This window comes from Photobacterium chitinilyticum, from assembly GCF_004104355.1.
GTDB classification, from domain to species: Bacteria; Pseudomonadota; Gammaproteobacteria; order Enterobacterales; family Vibrionaceae; genus Photobacterium; species Photobacterium chitinilyticum.
The window spans coordinates 31965-50784 of sequence record NZ_RJLM01000010.1 but is presented as its reverse complement, the minus strand read 5'-3'; the positions used below and the strand labels follow the sequence as shown (position 1 = coordinate 50784).

Annotated in this window: 22 protein-coding genes; 14 read left to right on the top strand and 8 right to left on the bottom strand. The window is 49.5% G+C overall.

Going from position 1 to position 18820, the window contains the following annotated elements; translation table 11 throughout:
* Positions 1-83: 83 nt before the first annotated feature.
* A complete protein-coding gene (locus EDI28_RS19345; RefSeq protein ID WP_164918592.1) occupies positions 84-1451 on the top strand; it encodes a Do family serine endopeptidase in 1368 nt (455 codons plus the stop codon).
* 165 nt (positions 1452-1616) lie between these two features.
* Positions 1617-2684, top strand: coding sequence for an outer membrane-stress sensor serine endopeptidase DegS (gene degS / locus EDI28_RS19340; protein ID WP_128785531.1), 1068 nt, complete (start codon positions 1617-1619; stop codon positions 2682-2684).
* Positions 2685-2762: 78 nt separating this feature from the next.
* Here the strand turns inward: degS and murA are convergent, their stop codons facing one another.
* From murA to mlaF, 7 genes are all read right to left on the bottom strand, one after another.
* On the bottom strand, positions 2763-4019 hold the full coding sequence (murA, locus tag EDI28_RS19335) for a UDP-N-acetylglucosamine 1-carboxyvinyltransferase (RefSeq protein WP_128785601.1): 1257 nt from the start codon (positions 4017-4019) through the stop codon (positions 2763-2765).
* Positions 4020-4029: 10 nt separating this feature from the next.
* Positions 4030-4287 (bottom strand): BolA family iron metabolism protein IbaG, encoded by a 258-nt coding sequence (gene ibaG / locus EDI28_RS19330; RefSeq protein WP_128785530.1) that lies wholly within the window; start codon positions 4285-4287, stop codon positions 4030-4032.
* Between the two features lie 19 nt (positions 4288-4306).
* Positions 4307-4618 carry an STAS domain-containing protein gene (locus tag EDI28_RS19325; protein ID WP_128785529.1) on the bottom strand — a complete coding sequence of 104 codons (312 nt, stop codon included), beginning with the start codon at positions 4616-4618 and terminating at the stop codon, positions 4307-4309.
* Entirely contained in the window at positions 4611-5255 is a 645-nt protein-coding gene (gene mlaC / locus EDI28_RS19320) for a phospholipid-binding protein MlaC (protein ID WP_128785600.1), read from the bottom strand. The genes EDI28_RS19325 and mlaC overlap by 8 nt, the downstream gene beginning before the upstream one ends.
* Before the next feature lie 8 nt (positions 5256-5263).
* Positions 5264-5743 (bottom strand): outer membrane lipid asymmetry maintenance protein MlaD, encoded by a 480-nt coding sequence (gene mlaD, locus EDI28_RS19315; protein WP_128785528.1) that lies wholly within the window; start codon positions 5741-5743, stop codon positions 5264-5266.
* Positions 5744-5746: 3 nt separating this feature from the next.
* Entirely contained in the window at positions 5747-6529 is a 783-nt protein-coding gene (mlaE, locus tag EDI28_RS19310) for a lipid asymmetry maintenance ABC transporter permease subunit MlaE (protein WP_128785527.1), read from the bottom strand.
* An 86-nt stretch (positions 6530-6615) separates the two neighbouring features.
* Positions 6616-7428 (bottom strand): phospholipid ABC transporter ATP-binding protein MlaF, encoded by an 813-nt coding sequence (mlaF, locus tag EDI28_RS19305; RefSeq protein WP_128785526.1) that lies wholly within the window; start codon positions 7426-7428, stop codon positions 6616-6618.
* A gap of 401 nt (positions 7429-7829) precedes the next feature.
* On the opposite strand from mlaF, the gene EDI28_RS19300 reads away from it, so the two are divergent.
* From EDI28_RS19300 to mgtE, 12 genes are all read left to right on the top strand, one after another.
* Complete coding sequence (locus EDI28_RS19300; RefSeq protein WP_128785525.1) at positions 7830-8795, top strand: calcium/sodium antiporter; 966 nt, start codon at positions 7830-7832, stop codon at positions 8793-8795.
* Between the two features lie 14 nt (positions 8796-8809).
* Positions 8810-9781 (top strand): KpsF/GutQ family sugar-phosphate isomerase, encoded by a 972-nt coding sequence (locus tag EDI28_RS19295; RefSeq protein WP_128785524.1) that lies wholly within the window; start codon positions 8810-8812, stop codon positions 9779-9781.
* Positions 9781-10332: a 3-deoxy-manno-octulosonate-8-phosphatase KdsC gene (kdsC, locus tag EDI28_RS19290; RefSeq protein WP_128785523.1), complete on the top strand. Its 552-nt coding sequence runs from the start codon at positions 9781-9783 to the stop codon at positions 10330-10332. Before EDI28_RS19295 ends, kdsC begins: the two co-directional genes overlap by 1 nt.
* Positions 10329-10892: an LPS export ABC transporter periplasmic protein LptC gene (gene lptC / locus EDI28_RS19285; RefSeq protein WP_128785522.1), complete on the top strand. Its 564-nt coding sequence runs from the start codon at positions 10329-10331 to the stop codon at positions 10890-10892. The genes kdsC and lptC overlap by 4 nt, the downstream gene beginning before the upstream one ends.
* Positions 10873-11376, top strand: a complete 504-nt coding sequence (gene lptA / locus EDI28_RS19280) for a lipopolysaccharide transport periplasmic protein LptA (protein WP_128785521.1) — start codon at positions 10873-10875, stop codon at positions 11374-11376. The genes lptC and lptA overlap by 20 nt, the downstream gene beginning before the upstream one ends.
* A 9-nt stretch (positions 11377-11385) precedes the next feature.
* Positions 11386-12111, top strand: a complete 726-nt coding sequence (gene lptB, locus EDI28_RS19275) for an LPS export ABC transporter ATP-binding protein (RefSeq protein ID WP_128785520.1) — start codon at positions 11386-11388, stop codon at positions 12109-12111.
* Positions 12112-12221: 110 nt separating this feature from the next.
* Positions 12222-13715: an RNA polymerase factor sigma-54 gene (locus tag EDI28_RS19270; RefSeq protein ID WP_128785519.1), complete on the top strand. Its 1494-nt coding sequence runs from the start codon at positions 12222-12224 to the stop codon at positions 13713-13715.
* A gap of 27 nt (positions 13716-13742) precedes the next feature.
* Positions 13743-14030, top strand: a complete 288-nt coding sequence (hpf, locus tag EDI28_RS19265; RefSeq protein ID WP_128785518.1) for a ribosome hibernation promoting factor — start codon at positions 13743-13745, stop codon at positions 14028-14030.
* Between the two features lie 2 nt (positions 14031-14032).
* The gene (ptsN, locus tag EDI28_RS19260; protein ID WP_128785517.1) at positions 14033-14482 is read left to right on the top strand and encodes a PTS IIA-like nitrogen regulatory protein PtsN; all 450 of its coding nucleotides are present in this window, start codon (positions 14033-14035) and stop codon (positions 14480-14482) included.
* A 40-nt stretch (positions 14483-14522) separates the two neighbouring features.
* Positions 14523-15374, top strand: coding sequence for an RNase adapter RapZ (rapZ, locus tag EDI28_RS19255; protein WP_128785516.1), 852 nt, complete (start codon positions 14523-14525; stop codon positions 15372-15374).
* Entirely contained in the window at positions 15371-15646 is a 276-nt protein-coding gene (locus EDI28_RS19250) for an HPr family phosphocarrier protein (RefSeq protein ID WP_128785515.1), read from the top strand. Before rapZ ends, EDI28_RS19250 begins: the two co-directional genes overlap by 4 nt.
* A 228-nt stretch (positions 15647-15874) precedes the next feature.
* The gene (gene mgtE, locus EDI28_RS19245; protein ID WP_128785514.1) at positions 15875-17233 is read left to right on the top strand and encodes a magnesium transporter; all 1359 of its coding nucleotides are present in this window, start codon (positions 15875-15877) and stop codon (positions 17231-17233) included.
* 65 nt (positions 17234-17298) lie between these two features.
* On the opposite strand, the gene pmbA is transcribed toward mgtE, so the two are convergent.
* The gene (pmbA, locus tag EDI28_RS19240; RefSeq protein WP_128785513.1) at positions 17299-18642 is read right to left on the bottom strand and encodes a metalloprotease PmbA; all 1344 of its coding nucleotides are present in this window, start codon (positions 18640-18642) and stop codon (positions 17299-17301) included.
* Between the last annotated feature and the right edge of the window lie 178 nt (positions 18643-18820).

Sequence of the window (18820 nt, the reverse complement as noted above, 5' to 3'; positions counted from 1 at the left end):
TTTCCTTCGTTGGTGATTGATTCTTAGATGTTTATAGTCACTATGGAATGGTACTACTACTTGTAAACCGGAGTTTAGTAATAATGAAAAAACCTTTGCTTGTATTCAGTGCGCTGGCACTCTGCATCAGTTCTGTTATTACCCCAATCACGGCAACTGCTGCATTACCTCTTTCAACCAATAGCCAACAGCTTCCTAGCCTCGCCCCGATGCTGGAGCAAGTCACCCCGGCAGTCGTCAGTATTGCAGTCGAAGGCAAGCAGGTTTCAAGGCAACGCCTTCCTGAAAACTTCCGCTTTTTCTTTGGCCCCGAATTTCCCGAAGAGCAGCTTCGTGAACGACCGTTCCGAGGGCTGGGTTCCGGAGTCATCATCGATGCGGACAAAGGCTATATTGTTACCAACCATCATGTCATCAACGGCGCCGATAAGATTATGGTCCAGCTGCATGACGGCAAAGAGCTATCTGCCGAGTTAATTGGCAGCGATGAAATGTCAGATATTGCGCTGCTTAAAATTGAAAAGACCAAAAACCTGACCGCCATAAAACTTGCGGACTCCGACAGCCTGCGTGTGGGTGATTTCGCCGTTGCAATCGGTAACCCGTTCGGCTTGGGCCAGACGGTTACCTCGGGCATTATTTCGGCCCTTGGCCGCAGTGGACTCAATATCGAAAATTTCGAGAACTTTATTCAGACCGATGCGGCTATCAACAGCGGCAACTCAGGCGGAGCATTAGTTAGCCTTAACGGTGAACTTATCGGAATCAACACCGCAATTCTGGGGCCTAACGGTGGCAATGTCGGCATCGGCTTTGCCATCCCGGTCAATATGGTGAGAAACCTAACCGAGCAAATCATTGAGTTCGGCGGAGTCAAGCGGGGGGTCCTGGGTGTTCAGGGCGGAGAGCTAACCTCTGAACTGGCAGAGGCCTTTGGTTATGAAACCAATCATGGCGCTTTCATCAACCAAGTAATGCCAGACTCTGCAGCAGAAAAGGCCGGACTCAAAGCCGGGGACATTATTGTGTCGGTCAACGGCAAACAAATCCGTACCTTCGGTGAACTCCGGGCGAAAATAGCCACCCTCGGTGCCGGCAAACAAACATCCTTGGGCATCGTCCGTGATGGCAAGGAACAAACGGTTTCAGTGGTGCTGCAAGAGGCAAGCCAGAACAAAGTCAAAGCAGAAAACCTTCACCCAGGTCTTGCCGGTGCTGAATTTGCCAATACAACGGCCGACGACGGTGTCAAAGGGGTAAAAGTCACCAATATTGACGAAAAATCTCTGGCAGCGCGTTATGGCCTACAAAAAGACGATATTATCCTTGGGCTTAACCGCCAGCCAATCCGTAACCTCGGTGAACTGCGCAAGGCGCTTGAGCAAGAGCCCAATGTATTGGCGCTGGAAGTGAAACGTAGCGACAATATCCTCTACTTGATCATTCGCTAATCCTATTTCCGGGCCAGCAATGGCCCGCCTCCCCTGTTTACCCCCGCAATTGCCTAAGTACCTAGTAGCGTTTGGTATCTAGTCATTGTAATGATATCCTCGTCCAAATAATTCATAGAATGCACTCTTCGTGCACTGCCGCTATTTCGTTTCAGGGGAGCAAGCATGCTGGCTTTTATTCGTCGGTCCATTTTACTTGGCATCGTCACAGCTGTTGTCTTACTCGTTGTTTTTCCTGAACTTCGCACCAAGATGATCCAACCCAAAGTGTCATTGACCACCATCCAGACGGATCAACCCCAGTTATCCTATAACTTTGCCGTTCGCCGTGCCTCTCCAGCCGTCGTCAATATCTATAACCGTCGCTACAACGCCGAAGACCGGCTCAAACTGAGCACCCAAGGCCTCGGTTCAGGCGTGATCATGAGTGATAAAGGCTACATCGTCACCAACTACCATGTTGTTGCGAAAGCCGATCAGGTGATAGCAGCATTACAGGACGGACGCATATTTACCGCCCAACTGATTGGTAAAGATCAGCGTACCGATATTGCAGTCCTGAAGATCCAGGCCGAAAACCTACCGGTTATTCCGCTTAGCCCTGATTACAAGCCAGCCGTCGGTGATGTCGTGCTGGCAATCGGCAACCCATACAACCTAGGGCAAACCACAACCTACGGGATCATTTCCGCCACCGGTCGCTCTGGTATGAGCTTCTATGGCCGTCAGGACTTTCTCCAGACCGATGCCGCCATTAATGATGGCAACTCCGGTGGGGCACTGGTCAATACCCGAGGCGAGCTCGTCGGGATCAATACTGCCTCTTACCAACAGACAACAGATATCGAGACCTATGGCATATCCTTTGCCATTCCCTATGAGCTAACCCAGAAAATAATGAACAAGCTGATTGCCGATGGCCGAGTGATCCGCGGTTACATTGGGATTGAAGCTCGGGATATCAATCCGGTAATGGCGCGCCTGTATGATGCAGAACAAGTCAGCGGGATCATTGTAATGGGGATGGATCCAAACGGCCCGGCAGCCAAGGCTGGGTTTAAGGTACAGGATATCTTGATCGAGATAGACGGCAAGAAAGTGACTGACCGTCGTAATGTGCTGGATATCGTTACCGAGCTTCGGCCTGGCAATTCCGTTGAAATGAAAGTGTTGCGTAACGGTCAGGTAACAACGCTATCAGTACTGATAGCCGACGAACCCAATGGGTATTAATAAAGTGGCTAGAAACTAGAAAAACATACAAAAAAGCCTCGCATTGCGAGGCTTTTTAATTTCTGGCGCTAGCAACATTTACTCGCTGAAGCGCTCAATTTTCATACCCAGCGCACTGAACTTATCTTCGATGTGCTCGTAACCGCGATCGATATGATAGATACGATCAACAATCGTTTCGCCTTCGGCAATACTGCCGGCGATCACCAAACTGGCAGAGGCGCGAAGGTCAGTTGCCATTACCTGCGCACCGCTTAGGCCATCTGTGTCACCACAAATGACGGTATTACCTTCGATTTCTGCATGAGCCCCCATACGGATCAGCTCAGGAATATGCATAAAGCGATTTTCAAAAATCGTCTCGGTAATAATCCCTGTACCTTTGGCTATCAGGTTCAACAACGAGAACTGAGCCTGCATATCCGTTGGGAAACCAGGGTGTGGCGCCGTACGAATATTCACCGCCTTTAGCTCACGATCGGTCATATCCAGACTGATCCAGTCATCGCCGGTTTCGATAGCGGCACCAGCCTCTTCTAACTTGGCAAGCGCAGCCTCGAGCAGCGAAGGTCTGGTGTTACGGCACATAATCTTGCCACCAGACACAGCCGAAGCAACCAGGAACGTGCCGGTTTCAATCCGGTCGGCAACGACTTCGTGATAACCGCCACCAAGACGTTCGACACCTTCAATCGTGATGGTATCGGTTCCGGCACCCGTGATCTTGGCACCAAGCGTATTCAAGAAGTCCGCGGTATCAACAATTTCCGGCTCGCGAGCGGCATTTTCAATGACGGTAGTCCCGTCCGCCAACGTCGCGGCAGACATAATGGTCACTGTCGCACCGACACTGACCTTGTCCATCACGATATGCGCACCTTTCAGGCGGCCATCAACGGTCGCTTTGACATAACCTTCTTCGAGCACAATCTGGGCACCCAGTTGCTCCAGGCCATGAATGTGCAGATCAACCGGACGCGCACCAATCGCACAACCGCCCGGTAAAGAGACCTGTCCCTTACCAAAACGTGCCACCAGCGGTCCAAGCGCCCAAATAGAAGCGCGCATGGTTTTGACCAGCTCGTACGGGGCGCAAAGTTCATTGACCCCACTGGCGTCAACATGCACCGAACCGTTACGGGTTACCTTCGCACCCAGACGGCTTAGCAACTCCATCGTGGTATCGATATCACGGAGCTTGGGCACATTGGCAACTTCGACAGGCTCTTCTGCCAGCAAAGAGGCAAATAAAATCGGTAATGCTGCATTTTTAGCACCAGAAATGGAGACTTCACCACTTAATGGGCCACCGCCCTGGATTCGAAACTTTTGCATCATTAACCTCTTAGGACAGCGACATAAGCTTTTTATCACGCGCCCACTCTTCTGGCGTGAATGTTTTAATGCTTAAGGCATGAATGTCGTTCGCCGCAATCTGCCCCATCAACGGGCCGTAGATCGTCTGTTGTTTCTTAACTCGATTCATGCCTTCAAAAATGGCACCTACAGCAATCACTTCATAGTGGCTGCCCTCGCCTTTAACGATGATTTCATCAAGTTCTAAGGCATTTTCCAGAATATGTTTAATTTCGGAGATTTCCACAAGCTATCCTCTCTGCTGCTTAGTCAATACAAGCAGCTAACATTGATTCTACATGGCTCAGGCGTAGCAAGGTAACCAGCTGTTCCGGCACATTCAGCAACGTCAGTTCACTGCCATTACTGCTGAGCTGTTGATATATATGAAGCAACATCACCATGCCCGCCGAGTCTACCCGAGATAAAGCAGAAAGATCGAGCTTTACCCTGGCATCCTGTGGCATCCATTCATGTCTTTGCTGCCAAAAAGCTGGAACTGTGTCACGTTCGACTGCCCCTGACAAGCAATAATAACCATTTTCCTGGGCTCGCCACTCAATCTTAGGCTTACTCATTGTTTTTGTCCTCACGGCGTATTGGTTTCGCCGCAAGCTCTCTTAAACTCATTGTTACTGCATCAACACCTTCGGTACGGATTTGACCACTCCACTCGCTCTGCTTGGTCGAGATCATACTCACCCCTTCAGCCACCATATCGTAGCCCTGCCACTCACTGGTTTTTTTGTTCTTGCGCAGCTTAAAGTCGAGGCGGATAGGCGGGCGCTTGGTATCAAGAATATCGACCCGAACCGATACGATCGTACGGCCAGCAGGCACCGACCTCGGTGACTCTATCTTGATATCCTGATCAGTATACTGGGTCAGCACCTGGGCATAAGATGCCACTAGGTACTCACTAAACGCACTCACAAAGTTGTTACGCTGCTCTTTGGTTGTTTTCTTCAGCTGGGGCCCCAGCACCTTATAAGCGGCATAACGGGTATTGATATACGGCAGCAGCTCCTGTCTCACGATAGTGCGCAGCAACTCCGGGTTACGTTGGATCTGATCCTTTTCTGTTTTCAGGCGATCGAAGGTGGTCTGAGAGACGACCTGTATCATCAGGTAAGGATCGGTTTTATCTACGGTGCCGGCCTGGGCAACCAAAGGGAGCGACAGTAGCATCACCAATATATATCGAAAGAGTTTCATCATATCCTCTACTTATTACTATCACCGCCAATGCTATACAGCACCTGGCCAATCATGTCTTCCAGAACCAATGCCGACTTGGTGTCTTCAATTAAGTCACCGTCAGCCAGCATTTCTATATCTTCATCAATAAAACCAGGTTCAATACCCAGATACTGCTCGCCCAGCAGCCCTGATGTAAGAATGGCTGCCGAACTGGTTTCAGGAAAGTAGCCATACTTTTTCTCGATAGCCAATGTAACCACCGGGATATAGTGTTCCGTATCAAGTGTAATATCGGTAATTTTACCGACAGTCACGCCACCGACTTTAATCGGCGAGCGAACTTTTAATCCGCCGATATTGTCGAAATGAGCTTTCAGAGTATAAGACTCATTCCCGCCAATACTCTGCACATCCGCGACCTTAAACACCAATACCAACAAAGCAGCAAATCCAGCAAGCACAAACCCACCGACCCATAGTTCTAATTTTTTTATCTGTTGCATCCGTTAATTCCCAAACATCAATGCTGTCAGCACAAAATCTAATCCCAATACCGCCAATGACGAGTTCACAACCGTTCTTGTTGTCGCCCGGCTGATCCCTTCCGATGTCGGTATCGCATCATAACCATTAAATACCGCAATCCAAGTCACCGTAATTGCAAACACCACAGCTTTGATAATGCTGTTAGCAATGTCATTTCCTAATTCGACCGATGACTGCATCACCGACCAGAAACTACCATGATCGATGCCTTTCCAGTCCACACCAACTAGCTGGCCGCCCCAGATACCAACAGCACAGAACAGCAACGACAACAACGGCATCGAGATCACACCAGCCCAGAAACGCGGGGCTATCACCCGGCGCAGAGGATCCACCGCCATCATTTCCATGCTCGATAACTGCTCGGTCGCTTTCATCAAGCCAATTTCAGCGGTCAGTGCCGAGCCAGCCCGGCCAGCAAACAGCAACGCCGTCACCACAGGCCCCAGCTCACGCAGCAGTGACAGGGCCACCATCTGCCCAAGGCTTGTTTCAGCCCCGAAATCAATCAGCACAATATAGCCCTGAAGGCTCAAAACCATACCGATAAACAAGCCGGACACCAAAATAATGGCAACTGACAGTACCCCGACGGAATACAGCTGCCTTATTAGCAACGGAAACATTTTTCCTGGCTGTGGCTTGCTGACCAACGCGCCGTATAGCAACAAACTCGCACGCCCGACAGCCTGGCATTTTTCGATCCCCCGCCGTCCTTGCCGCGCAACAAAATCCGCTATCATTATTGATAATTACCTTATTTTTAATATTATATCTGCTGGTGACATCTCGCATACCGACCACTCCGGTCGCATGACTGCACGCCCAGCTATTCTTCCGTCATCCCGAAAATATCATCACTCAGGCTTCGAGCCGGAAAGTTAAATGGCACCGGGCCATCGGCATTTCCATCCAAAAACTGTCTGATCTGTGGATCAGGGTTTGCCCTCAGCTCGTCAGGGGTCCCCTGCCCAATGATTTTGCCGCCAGCCAAGAGGTAAACATGATCGGCAATACTCATGACTTCCGGAACATCATGAGAAACAATCACCGATGTGATCCCCAGCGCCTGATTCATGCTGCGTATCAAGGTAACCAGCACTCCCATGGTGATAGGGTCCTGGCCGACAAACGGCTCATCATACATGATTAAGTCTGGGTCCAGGGCTATTGCCCTTGCTAATGCTGCCCGCCGGGCCATACCGCCCGACAGCTCGTTCGGCATTAGCTGCGCAGCACCGCGTAACCCTACGGCCTCCAGCTTTAACAGCACGAGAGTACGCAATAACTCTTCCGGTAAGTCGGTATGCTCCCTTAACGGAAATGCGACATTGTCAAAGACAGTCATATCCGTGAACAACGCGCCGGATTGAAATAGCATGCTCATTTTATTTCGAGCCTGATACAGCTCACTCCGGCTCAGAGTTGGGATATTCCAACGCTCGAACCACACCTCGCCGCTATCTGGCTGGATCTGGCCGCCAATAAGCCGCAGTAAGGTCGTTTTCCCGATACCGGACGGTCCCATAATGGCCGTCACTTTTCCTTTAGGCACATCCAGAGTCACATCATCAAAAATTTTTCGTTCACCCCGCGAAAACGTCATATTTTTGATTGAGACTAGCGCTTCACTCGGTTCCATAGCCATCCTGTCGGCCTAGTCGGCCTTATGTTCGTATTCCACGCTCTCCAATAAAGAGCGATATGGTTAATATAATTAGTGATTTATACGCTAAGCGTCGATCATAGGTACATTACGCTACCAACTCAAGACGAGAACTGTTAGAACTGTGCAATTTTACTTTCTATCATGAGTCCATAATGAGGCGCCTAACATATTGTTTTTCGCCATAGCTGGCAACAATATAAGACACAATGCTACATTTACTTACCAAGGCTTTTTGGGTAAAGAATGGGACAAGGCACGATAAGAACTTCTCGCTCCGCTCAATTAGTCACGGCTTTTCCTTTCTTTTTAGTCAACGAACCGTCAAAATTGCCCCCCTGACTTATATATAAAGATTTACGACAAAAGGGATAAGAATGCTCGAAGCCATTGTGTTGCTCAGTATCGGTTTGGCTTTACTGGTATGGAGTGCAGATCGACTTGTTTTTGGCGCTGCTGCGTTGGCAAAGAATCTCGGTGTAGCACCATTAGTAATAGGTATGACCATTCTCGCAATGGGCTCCTCGGCACCTGAAATGATGGTTTCGGCAACAGCTGCTCTTGACGGAAAAACCGATACAGCAGTCGGTAATGTATTAGGTTCGAATATTGCCAATATCGCCCTTATCCTTGGCCTAACTGCGCTGCTTAAGCCACTGGCCATCAGTTCCGGCATCATTCGCCGCGAATTACCGCTAATGATGGTCGTAACCCTTCTCGCTGGCGCGTTGCTGTGGGACAACCATCTCGGTTTCATCGAGGGTGTGCTACTGGTGATCCTGTTCGTGATCTTCCTTCTTGTCATGCTCAAAATCAGCCGAAATGCAAAAGCATCCGGCGATCCGCTTGCCAAAGAGCAAGAATCAGAGATCCCTGACGGTGTCAGCAATAAAGCCGCTTTGGTTTGGGTAGTTATCGGCCTGGTATTGCTTCCTTACGCAGCGAGTATGCTGGTCGACTCTGCTGTGACTATTGCCAAGTACTTTGGCATGAGCGATCTGGTGATAGGCCTGACAATCATCGCAATCGGTACCAGCCTGCCGGAGCTGGCAGCCTCTATCGCCAGTATTCACAAAGGCGAGGACGATATGGCTGTCGGTAATATTATCGGCTCCAACGTCTTCAATATTCTTGCCGTCATGGGAATACCGGGCCTACTCAACCCATCCGTACTGAGCCCGTTGGCGATGGGACGGGATTACTACGTCATGCTCGGCGTATCAATATTGTTGGTATTAATGGCTCTCGGAAAACGTCGCAGAATCAACCGTGTGGAAGGCGCTGTACTAATTTGTTGCTTTGTCGCCTATCAAGGCTATCTGTTTTATAATCTAGCGGCTTAACGGAGACCCAAGCCATGTCTGATACGTTTGATTATTGCGGTTTTGGCCGCAAAGTTATTGAAATTGAAGCAGAAGCCCTGCAAAAACTGACCCAGTATATCAATGGTAGCTTTAGTGAAGCCTGCCATCTTATTGCAAGCTGTACCGGAAAGGTCATTGTGATGGGAATGGGGAAGTCGGGCCATATCGGCAATAAAATTGCTGCAACCCTAGCCAGTACCGGCACCCCGTCTTTCTTTGTTCATCCAGGCGAAGCCAGTCATGGCGATCTGGGCATGATCAAAAAGGGGGATGTCGTACTCGCCATTTCTAACTCTGGTGAAGCGGCAGAGATTATGACCCTGCTGCCTGTAATCAAACGTCTGGGGATCCCGCTGATCAGCATGACGGGAAAACCAGAATCCAGCATGGCCAAGCTGGCTCAGACCCATCTTCAGATCACCGTCGCCCAGGAAGCCTGCCCGCTGAACCTGGCACCGACATCCAGCACGACGGCAACGCTGGCAATGGGCGATGCACTGGCTATTGCCCTGATGGAAGCGCGCGGATTTACCGCTGATGATTTTGCCCTCTCCCATCCGGGCGGGGCGCTTGGGCGCAAGTTGCTGCTGCGTATTGCGGATGTCATGCACACCGGTGAAATGCTGCCAATCGTCACAGAGCAGGCCACGATTAAAGATGCCTTGCTTGAAGTTTCCCGCAAAGGGCTCGGCATGACGGCCATCATCGACAACAATCAAAAGCTCACCGGAGTCTTTACCGATGGTGACTTGCGTCGCCTGCTGGACAATCGTGTTGATATCCACAGCACCACTATCGGCGAGGTAATGACCCGTAACCCAGCCACTATTTCAGCACAAGTGCTGGCGGCTGAGGGCTTGAAGCTCATGGAAGACCATAAAATCAGCGGCCTGCTGGTCACTGAAAATGAATGCCTGGTCGGTGCTCTCAATATGCACGATCTACTTAAAGCCGGGGTCATGTAATGCTAATCGAAACTATTTATGGTCCCGTCTGTCAAACGGTGTATCAGCAGGCAAAAAATATCCAGCTATTGATCTGCGATGTCGACGGGGTCTTTTCCGATGGCCGTATTTACATGGGAAACGACGGTGAAGAACTGAAGACATTTCACACCCGTGATGGCTATGGTATCAAGTCTCTGATGGCTGCCGGGATTGAGATTGCTATCATTACTGGCCGTAAGTCAGCGATTGTAGAAAACCGTATGTCTGCGCTGGGTATCAAGCACGTCTACCAGGGGCAGGACAACAAGCTGGCCGCCTATGCCGATATTGAGAAAAGTCTCGGTATTGCACCGGAGCACACTGCCTATATCGGCGATGACCTGATTGACTGGCCGGTGATGGAAAAGATCGGATTATCAGTCTGTGTTGCAGATGGTCACCCTCTTCTCGCTCGCCGGGCTGATTTTGTTACCCGAATTCAAGGCGGATCTGGTGCCGTTCGCGAGGTCTGTGACTTGATCCTTGAAGCCAAAGGCGAATTAGATAAACATAAAGGCCTAAGTATATGACCTTGAAAAGGCTACTCTATGCATTGTTGTTGCTCTTATGTGCATGGACTGGCTATTACCTGCTGGAAAAACAATGGCAGGAAGATATTCAGGTGGAGCCTGACGCAGAAAAGCCGCTATTTACCGGCAATGCCGTCGTCAACACCTCGTTTAACGAATCTGGCTTGCGCAGCTATCAGATAGATTCTGAGTACCTGGAGCATTTCAGCAAAAGTGGCGATACCGACTTTGTCGAACCTGTATTATGGGTTTATCGTAACGGTACCGAAACTGAATGGCGTATCAGTTCAAACACCGCCAGACTGGATAAAAACCAGGTACTGCAGATGACCGGCAATGTCCGTATTTTTAACCTATTGCCAGAATCTGCGGTCAAGGTAATCCAGACTGAAAACCTGAGACTTGACCTGATCAGCAAAGATTTCGACACACCTGATCACGTATTCATTACCGGTGCCTCCTTCCAGAACGAAGGGACAGGAATGAAGGGAAATATGGAACGCAGTGTGGCGACCTTATTAAAGAATGTAAAAGGTAGATATGAAGCTTTACAAAATTAGTACCCTGCTCTGCCTTTGTATCAGTGCATCAAGCTGGGCATTAAGTAACGATACAGAGCAGCCAATATATATCGATTCGGATAACCAACAGCTCGATATTCAAAAAAATATCGTGACCTTTACCGGTAATGTGGTCTTACGTCAGGGCAGTATTGATATCCGTGCCGATAAAGTTGTCGTCACCCGCCCGGAGGGCAGTGAAGGCAAGGAAACCATCGATGCCTATGGTAACCCTGCGACCTTCCATCAGGAGATGGATGACGGAAAGCCTATCGATGGTGCCGCGCGTAAAATGCGCTACGAAACATCGACAGAGTTTTTGAAAATGACCGATGAAGCAATCCTGATCCAGGAAGGCAGTGAAATTCAGGGCAAAGTCATCAGTTACAAGATTGATGAGCAAAAACTCGTGGCAGAAAGTGGCAGCAAGAAGCGTGTCACTACGATTTTGCAACCCAACCAACTTAACAGCAACAATAAGTAAGCGGCAATTATGGCAACGTTAAAAGCAGAACACTTAGCTAAGAGCTATAATGGCCGCAAAGTCGTTTCAGACGTCAGCCTGGAAGTCCATTCCGGCAAAATCGTCGGCTTGCTGGGCCCAAATGGTGCAGGCAAAACAACATCTTTCTATATGATTGTTGGCTTGGTCGCCCGGGACGAGGGCACAATAAGCATCGACGGTAACGACATCAGCCTGCAGCCGATGCATAACCGTTCAAGAATGGGTATCGGTTACCTGCCCCAGGAAGCATCCATTTTCCGCAAGCTGACAGTTCACGATAACCTGATGGCGGTATTGCAAACTCGAAAGGAGCTAAGCAAAGCCGAGCGCCAGGATAAATTAGAAGAATTATTGGATGAATTCCACATCCAGCACATTCGTAATAGTTTAGGCATGGCATTATCAGGGGGAGAACGTCGCCGGGTCGAAATTGCCCGGGCACTAGCTGCCAATCCAAAATTCATTTTGCTTGATGAACCTTTTGCTGGGGTTGATCCTATATCTGTGATCGACATCAAAAAGGTTATCGAACATTTACGTGATCGTGGGCTGGGTGTTCTCATCACCGATCATAATGTCAGAGAGACACTTGATGTATGTGAACATGCTTACATCGTTAGTCAGGGGCAGCTCATCGCCCACGGGACCCCGAGTGATGTTCTCAACGACGAGCACGTAAAACGAGTCTATCTGGGCGACCAGTTCCGTCTATAGTTATTAGTAAGGACGTACCAGGAGCCAGTTTATAACGGCTTAATGACTGCTAATGTTTAAGCCGTTCTTGGCACCATAATAAAAGATAACAACAAGGTACATACGCATATATGAAAACCTCGCTCCAGCTCAAACTAGGTCAACAACTGGCAATGACGCCGCAATTGCAGCAAGCGATTCGCCTGTTGCAGTTATCCACCTTGGATCTTCAACAGGAAATTCAAGAGGCACTGGACGCGAATCCGCTGTTGGAGCTGGATGAGAATACCAATGAAGCCGAAGCCGCACCTAACGCTGAAGAAAATAAGCCCGACGGACAGGACAATAGCGAAATATCAGCACAGGAAAGTGACTCGGGCAATGACCCGGAACCGTTTGATACCTCAGAAGTCATTGAACAACGTGAGATGCCGGAAGAGCTTCCTGTTGATACAACCTGGGATGATGTCTACAGTGCCGGAACCGGCAGTACCGGTATTGCTATCGACGATGACATGCCCGTCTATCAAGGCGAAACCACCGAGAGCCTGCAAGATTACCTAATGTGGCAAGTGCAACTGACACCTTTCAGTGACACCGATTTGACCATTGCCACCGCGATTATTGATGCAGTTGATGACAAAGGTTACCTCACCTGCTCTACCGACGAAATCTTAGAAAGTATGGGCGATGAAGAAGTCGAGCTTGATGAGGTAGAAGCGGTATTAAAGCGTGTACAGCAGTTTGACCCACTTGGTGTTGCTTCGCGTAACTTGCAGGAATGCCTGCTGCTTCAACTCGCCACCTTCCCTGAAGATACACCTTGGTTAACAGAAGCTAAAATTCTACTTAATCAACACATTAACTTGCTAGCTAACCGCGACTATCGCCAATTGATGCGCGAGACCAAGCTCAAAGAAGCAGAACTGAAAGCGGTGATGCAGCTAATCCACGATCTTGACCCACGCCCGGGCAATCGTGTTGTCGCTTCTGAAACAGAATATGTGGTGCCGGATGTTTCCGTCTTTAAAGATCACGGAAAATGGATCGTCACCATCAACCCCGACAGCGTACCGCGTATCCGGGTCAACCAACAATATGCGGCATTAAGCAAAAACACCCGCAACAGTGCTGACAGCCAGTTCATTCGCACCCATCTGCAGGATGCAAAATGGCTCATCAAAAGCCTGGAAAGCCGCAACGAAACGCTGCTAAAAGTCGCCCGCTGCATTGTTGAGCACCAGCAGGACTTCTTTGAATATGGCGAGGAAGCTATGAAGCCAATGGTACTCAATGATATTGCACTGGCAGTAGAAATGCATGAATCAACGATTTCACGAGTAACGACGCAGAAGTATATGCACACACCTCGTGGTATCTTTGAATTGAAATATTTCTTCTCAAGTCACGTTAGTACGGATAATGGCGGAGAATGCTCTTCGACCGCTATTCGGGCACTGGTGAAGAAACTGGTTGCCGCTGAAAATCAGGCGAAGCCACTAAGTGACAGTAAAATTGCGACATTGCTGGCGGAACAAGGAATTATGGTAGCACGGCGTACCATCGCCAAATACCGTGAATCCTTGGGAATTCCGCCGTCTAACCAGCGAAAACGTCTGCTCTAGTCAGACGCCAACAGAAGGAAGATGTCTATGCAAATTAATCTCACAGGGCACCATGTCGAAATTACCCCGTCTCTACGTGAATACGTAACGACCAAGTTCGATAAGCTGGAACGCTTTTTTGATAAGATTAATAGTGTCCATGTGATTCTGAATGTTGAAAAATTACAACAGGTGGCTGAAGCGACCTTGCATATTAACGCGGGGGAAATCCACGCAAAAGCGGATTCTGAAAATATGTATGCCGCTATTGATGCATTAACTGATAAACTGGTCCGTCAATTAAACAAACACAAAGATAAACTCAATAGCCACTAATCATGCAACTGAGTACTGTATTGAGCCTGGACTGCACCAAGAGTGCAGTTCACTGCTCCAGCAAAAAACGCGCGCTGGAAATCATCAGCGAAATTGCGGCTGAACACCTAGACCAGAATCCCCAACCGCTGTTTGAGTGTATGCTCAGCCGCGAAAAAATGGGCAGCACAGGTATAGGCAACGGTATCGCGATCCCCCACGGACGGATCAATAACAGTGATCAGGCCATTGCCGTGCTGATCCAATGCATGGACCCAATCCAGTTTGATGCCATTGACAACCAGCCTGTCGATTTACTCTTTGCCTTGTTGGTCCCTGATGCACAATGCAAAGAGCATCTGAAAACACTGTCCAGCATGGCCGAAAAGCTGAGCAATAAACAAGTCTGCAAACAGCTGCGCACCGCAAAAAGCGATGAAGAGCTTTATCAAATCCTAACCTGTGATTCATAATGGTCACCACTCCACTCCCGTCATTTAAGGTATACCAGCCATGATGTTAATGGTCGTAAGCGGACGTTCTGGTTCAGGAAAATCCATTGCCCTGCGGGTACTGGAGGATCTGGGCTATTACTGTGTTGATAACCTCCCGGTGAACCTGCTGCCTCAGCTTGTCAAAACGGTCGACAGTAACCAGCAAGATATTGCGGTGAGTATCGACGTTCGCAATATGCCCGATGAGCCTGAACAAATCCGCAAGACACTGGACTCTCTCAGTGACCAGTTGGATGTCAATGTGATTTACCTTGATGCCGATGACAAAGAGTTGGTTAAGCGCTATAGCGAAACCCGTCGCCTGCACCCGTTATCACGGGACAACATGAGTTTGGAACAGGCAATCCAATCAGAAAGTGCCCGCCTGACAGAACTAAAAGCACATGCCGACCTGGTGATTGATACCACCAACAAATCCATTCATGATTTAAGTGAAATGGTACGTTCTCGCGTCTTGGGCCGTGATGCACGCGAGCTGATCATCGTGTTCGAATCCTTTGGCTTCAAACATGGGCTTCCGACAGATGCCGACTACGTGTTCGATGTACGTTTCTTGCCAAATCCTCACTGGGTTCCTGAGCTCAAGCCATTAACCGGCCTGGACCAAGGCGTTAAGGAGTTTCTTTCCGGTCATCCAGAAGTGAATCAGCTGATCTACCAGATCCGTAATTTCATCGAGACCTGGCTACCTATGCTGGAAAAAAACAATCGCAGCTACCTGACTGTTGCAATTGGTTGTACCGGCGGCCAGCACCGCTCAGTATACGTTGCCCAGCAGCTGGCAGAGCATTTTCGCTATGAAGGCCACCAGATCCAGATTCGCCACCGTACGCTGGAAGCAACCCCATGAGCACACTAAGCCGCCAGCTATTTATCAAAAACCGCCTTGGCCTGCATGCCCGTGCAGCCATCAAGCTGGTTGAATTAGCGCAAAGCTTTGAAGCCACAATCACCATCAGCAATGACGAGAAAAGTGCCACCGCTGACAGCGTGATGGGGCTGTTGATGCTTGAATCGGCTCAGGGTCAGCAAATCTGTGTCAGTGCCGACGGTAATGATGCCGAAGCCGCATTATCTGCTGTGTCTGAGCTGATCGAAGCCGGCTTTGACGAAGAAAACTAGTCGCCGGAACCCTGTATAACTTCGCCAATCAGGCAGATAAAAAGAATGATTATGAGCTCATTTCAGCCGAACCACACCATAATCTTTTTTTTCCTGGTAAGATCTCTTATTCCTCTTGCAGATTAAATCTTTATTTCCTCTCAGATCTGGTGAGACAACCACTACACTATTGCGTTAGTATTCAGCTTATTGCGGCCGGCATCAGAGTAATTTGGGGTACCACGACCAATGGCGGATGTATTAGAACAAGATCAGACGCACCAGACGTTACAAGAAGTCAATCAAGCGCTTGAAAATGGCATGTTTGTCCATGTCCGCCGAATGCTTCAGGATATGGAGCCGGAGGATATCGCTCACCTGTTGGAAGCCTCTCCGCCCAAAGAACGCCAGGTATTATGGCAGCTAACCGATCCCGAAGAGCAAGGTGAGATCCTCGATGAACTTTCAGAGGATGTAAAAGACGGTATTGTCTCGCAAATGGAGCCAGAAAAGCTGGCTGCCGTAACCGAGGGAATGGAAACCGATGATGTAGCCTATGTACTGCGTAGCCTGCCTGATGGCAAATATCAGAAAGTACTGGCTCAAATGGATGCCACTGACCGCCACCGGGTAGAAAAGGCTCTGGCCTACCCCGAAGAAACTGCCGGCGGTATGATGAGCACCGACTTCATTACCATTCGTGGCGATGTAACGGCTGATGTGGTTTTACGTTACCTCCGTATGAAAGGGGAACTGCCGGAAGCAACTGATGCCCTGTACGTAGTCGATCAAAATGAGCAGCTTATTGGCCACCTCTCGCTATCAACCCTGATCACAACCCAGCCGGATATTGAAGTCCAAGAGGTCATGGAGGACGCTGACGAGGCCATCTCGGTAGAGATGGACGACAGTGAGGTCGCCAATCTCTTTGAACGGCGAAACTGGCTCTCGGCACCGGTTGTCGATCTCGACAACCACTTGGTTGGCCGTATCACCATTGATGATGTTGTCGATATTATTCGTGAAGATGCCGAACACTCAATGATGAGTATGGCGGGTTTGGACGATGACGAAGATACTTTCGCGCCAGTCATGAAATCAGCCCGACGTAGAAGCATCTGGCTCGGCGTCAATGTGCTGGCAGCACTAGCGGCAGCCTCGGTATCGAACCTCTTTGAAGAAACGCTCGACCAAATGGCGGCGATTGCGATTCTGATGACTATCGTTCCGTCGATGGGGGGAGTTGCAGGCAACCAAACCGTCGCCTTGGTGATCCGGGGACTGGCTGTCGGCCATATCGGTGAAACCAACACCCGCTGGCTACTCAGCAAGGAAGCCCGGGTCGGCCTGATCAACGGTATCCTCTGGGCAGCCATCATTGGCGGTGTCGTCGTCGTATGGAAAGGCAACCTGATACTCGGGCTGATCATTGCCGGGGCCATGATGACCAACTTGCTGGTTGCGGGAGTCGCTGGGGTTTGTATTCCAATCCTGCTGAAGAAGCTCAATATCGATCCGGCTCTGGCGGGCGGGATGGCGCTGACAACCATTACCGATATCATCGGCCTATCGGTGTTTTTGGGCTTGGCGACAGTATTCCTCGTCTAAAGGGATTGAGAAGCTAATAAACAAAAGCGAGAGCCTCGGCTCTCGCTTTTGTTTGAATCTGGGTCCTACTCACCCGCGATTTTCATCGTATCCAGCAACATAGAACCGGTCTGGATCTGACTACGGGTTTCGGTATCCGTACCAATCGCAACAATATTTTGCATCATGTCTTTTAGGTTACCGGCAATCGTGACTTCGCTAACCGGGAATTGAATTTCGCCATTTTCAACCCAGAAACCAGCTGCGCCGCGAGAGTAATCACCCGTAACAATATTAACCCCCTGCCCCATCAGCTCGGTTACCAACAGGCCACGATCCATTTTTTTCAACATCTGGGCATAATCTTCGCCTGTCGACTTAACTTGCCAGTTATGAATGCCACCGGCATGGCCAGTTGGCTGACGACCCAGTTTACGAGCAGCATAACTGGTCATCAAATATGTCTGCAAGATACCATCTTGAATAATTTCACGATCATAGGTTGCCAGGCCTTCACTGTCGAAAGGTGTACTCGCCATACCACGAAGAATATGCGGACGCTCACTGATATTCATCCACTCAGGGAAAATCTGCTCCCCCAGCTTATCCAGTAAGAAAGATGACTTACGGTATAAATTAGAACCACTGATAGCCATCACCAAGTGGCCAAAAAGCCCGGTCGCCACATCGGCGGAAAACATAATAGGAGCCTCGCGAGTCGACAGCTTCTGCGGATCAATACGGCCAACAGTGCGCTCGGCAGCATGTAGACCAACTCGCTCCGGAAGCCACAAATCAGAAGCTCGGCGTGCAGTGGTATAGCTGTAATCCCGTTCCATTTCGCCATTTTTGCCTTCGGCAATCACGCAGCAGCTGGTACTGTGGCGGCTAGAAGCATAGCTGGCCAACATGCCATGGCTATTGCCATAGACACGAATACCATAGTGACTGTCATAGCTCGCACCGTCACTCTGCTTGATTCGCGGATCATAATCGAGCGCGGCCTGCTCCGCCTGGATTGCAATAGCGGCAGCATGATCGGGCTCTGGCTCATCAGGGTGAAAGAGGTCAAGATCAGGAATATTCTTGGCCATCAGCTCTTTCGGGCCAGGGCCAGCAAACGGGTCTTCGGACGTATAGCGGGCGATATCAAGCGCAGCAGCAACAGTCTGGGCAATCGCATTCTCACTCAGATCAGAAGTAGAGGCGCTGCCTTTGCGTTGACCGCGGTAAACAGTGATCCCCAATGCACCATCGCTATTAAACTCCACATTCTCAACGTCACACATACGTGTAGAAACGCTAATACCCGTCGTTTTATTAATAGCAACTTCGGCAGCATCAGCCTGCTTGCCCGCCAGCTCTAATGCCCTGGCGACTGCCGCTTCCAGCTCTACACGCTGCTGTGCAACCTGTTCTCTTACGTCCATACCTTCACTTACTCAAAAAGTGATAACTATTTCAATATGTTACCAAGCACACCCTGGCAGACGACCTAATGAAATGGAGATCATGATTATGATTAGCAGCACACCAGCCTATGCTGATACGTGCTCTATTTAGTATTACTTATAGGATAACACCGCCTGTGAGGAATTTGCGCCCCAA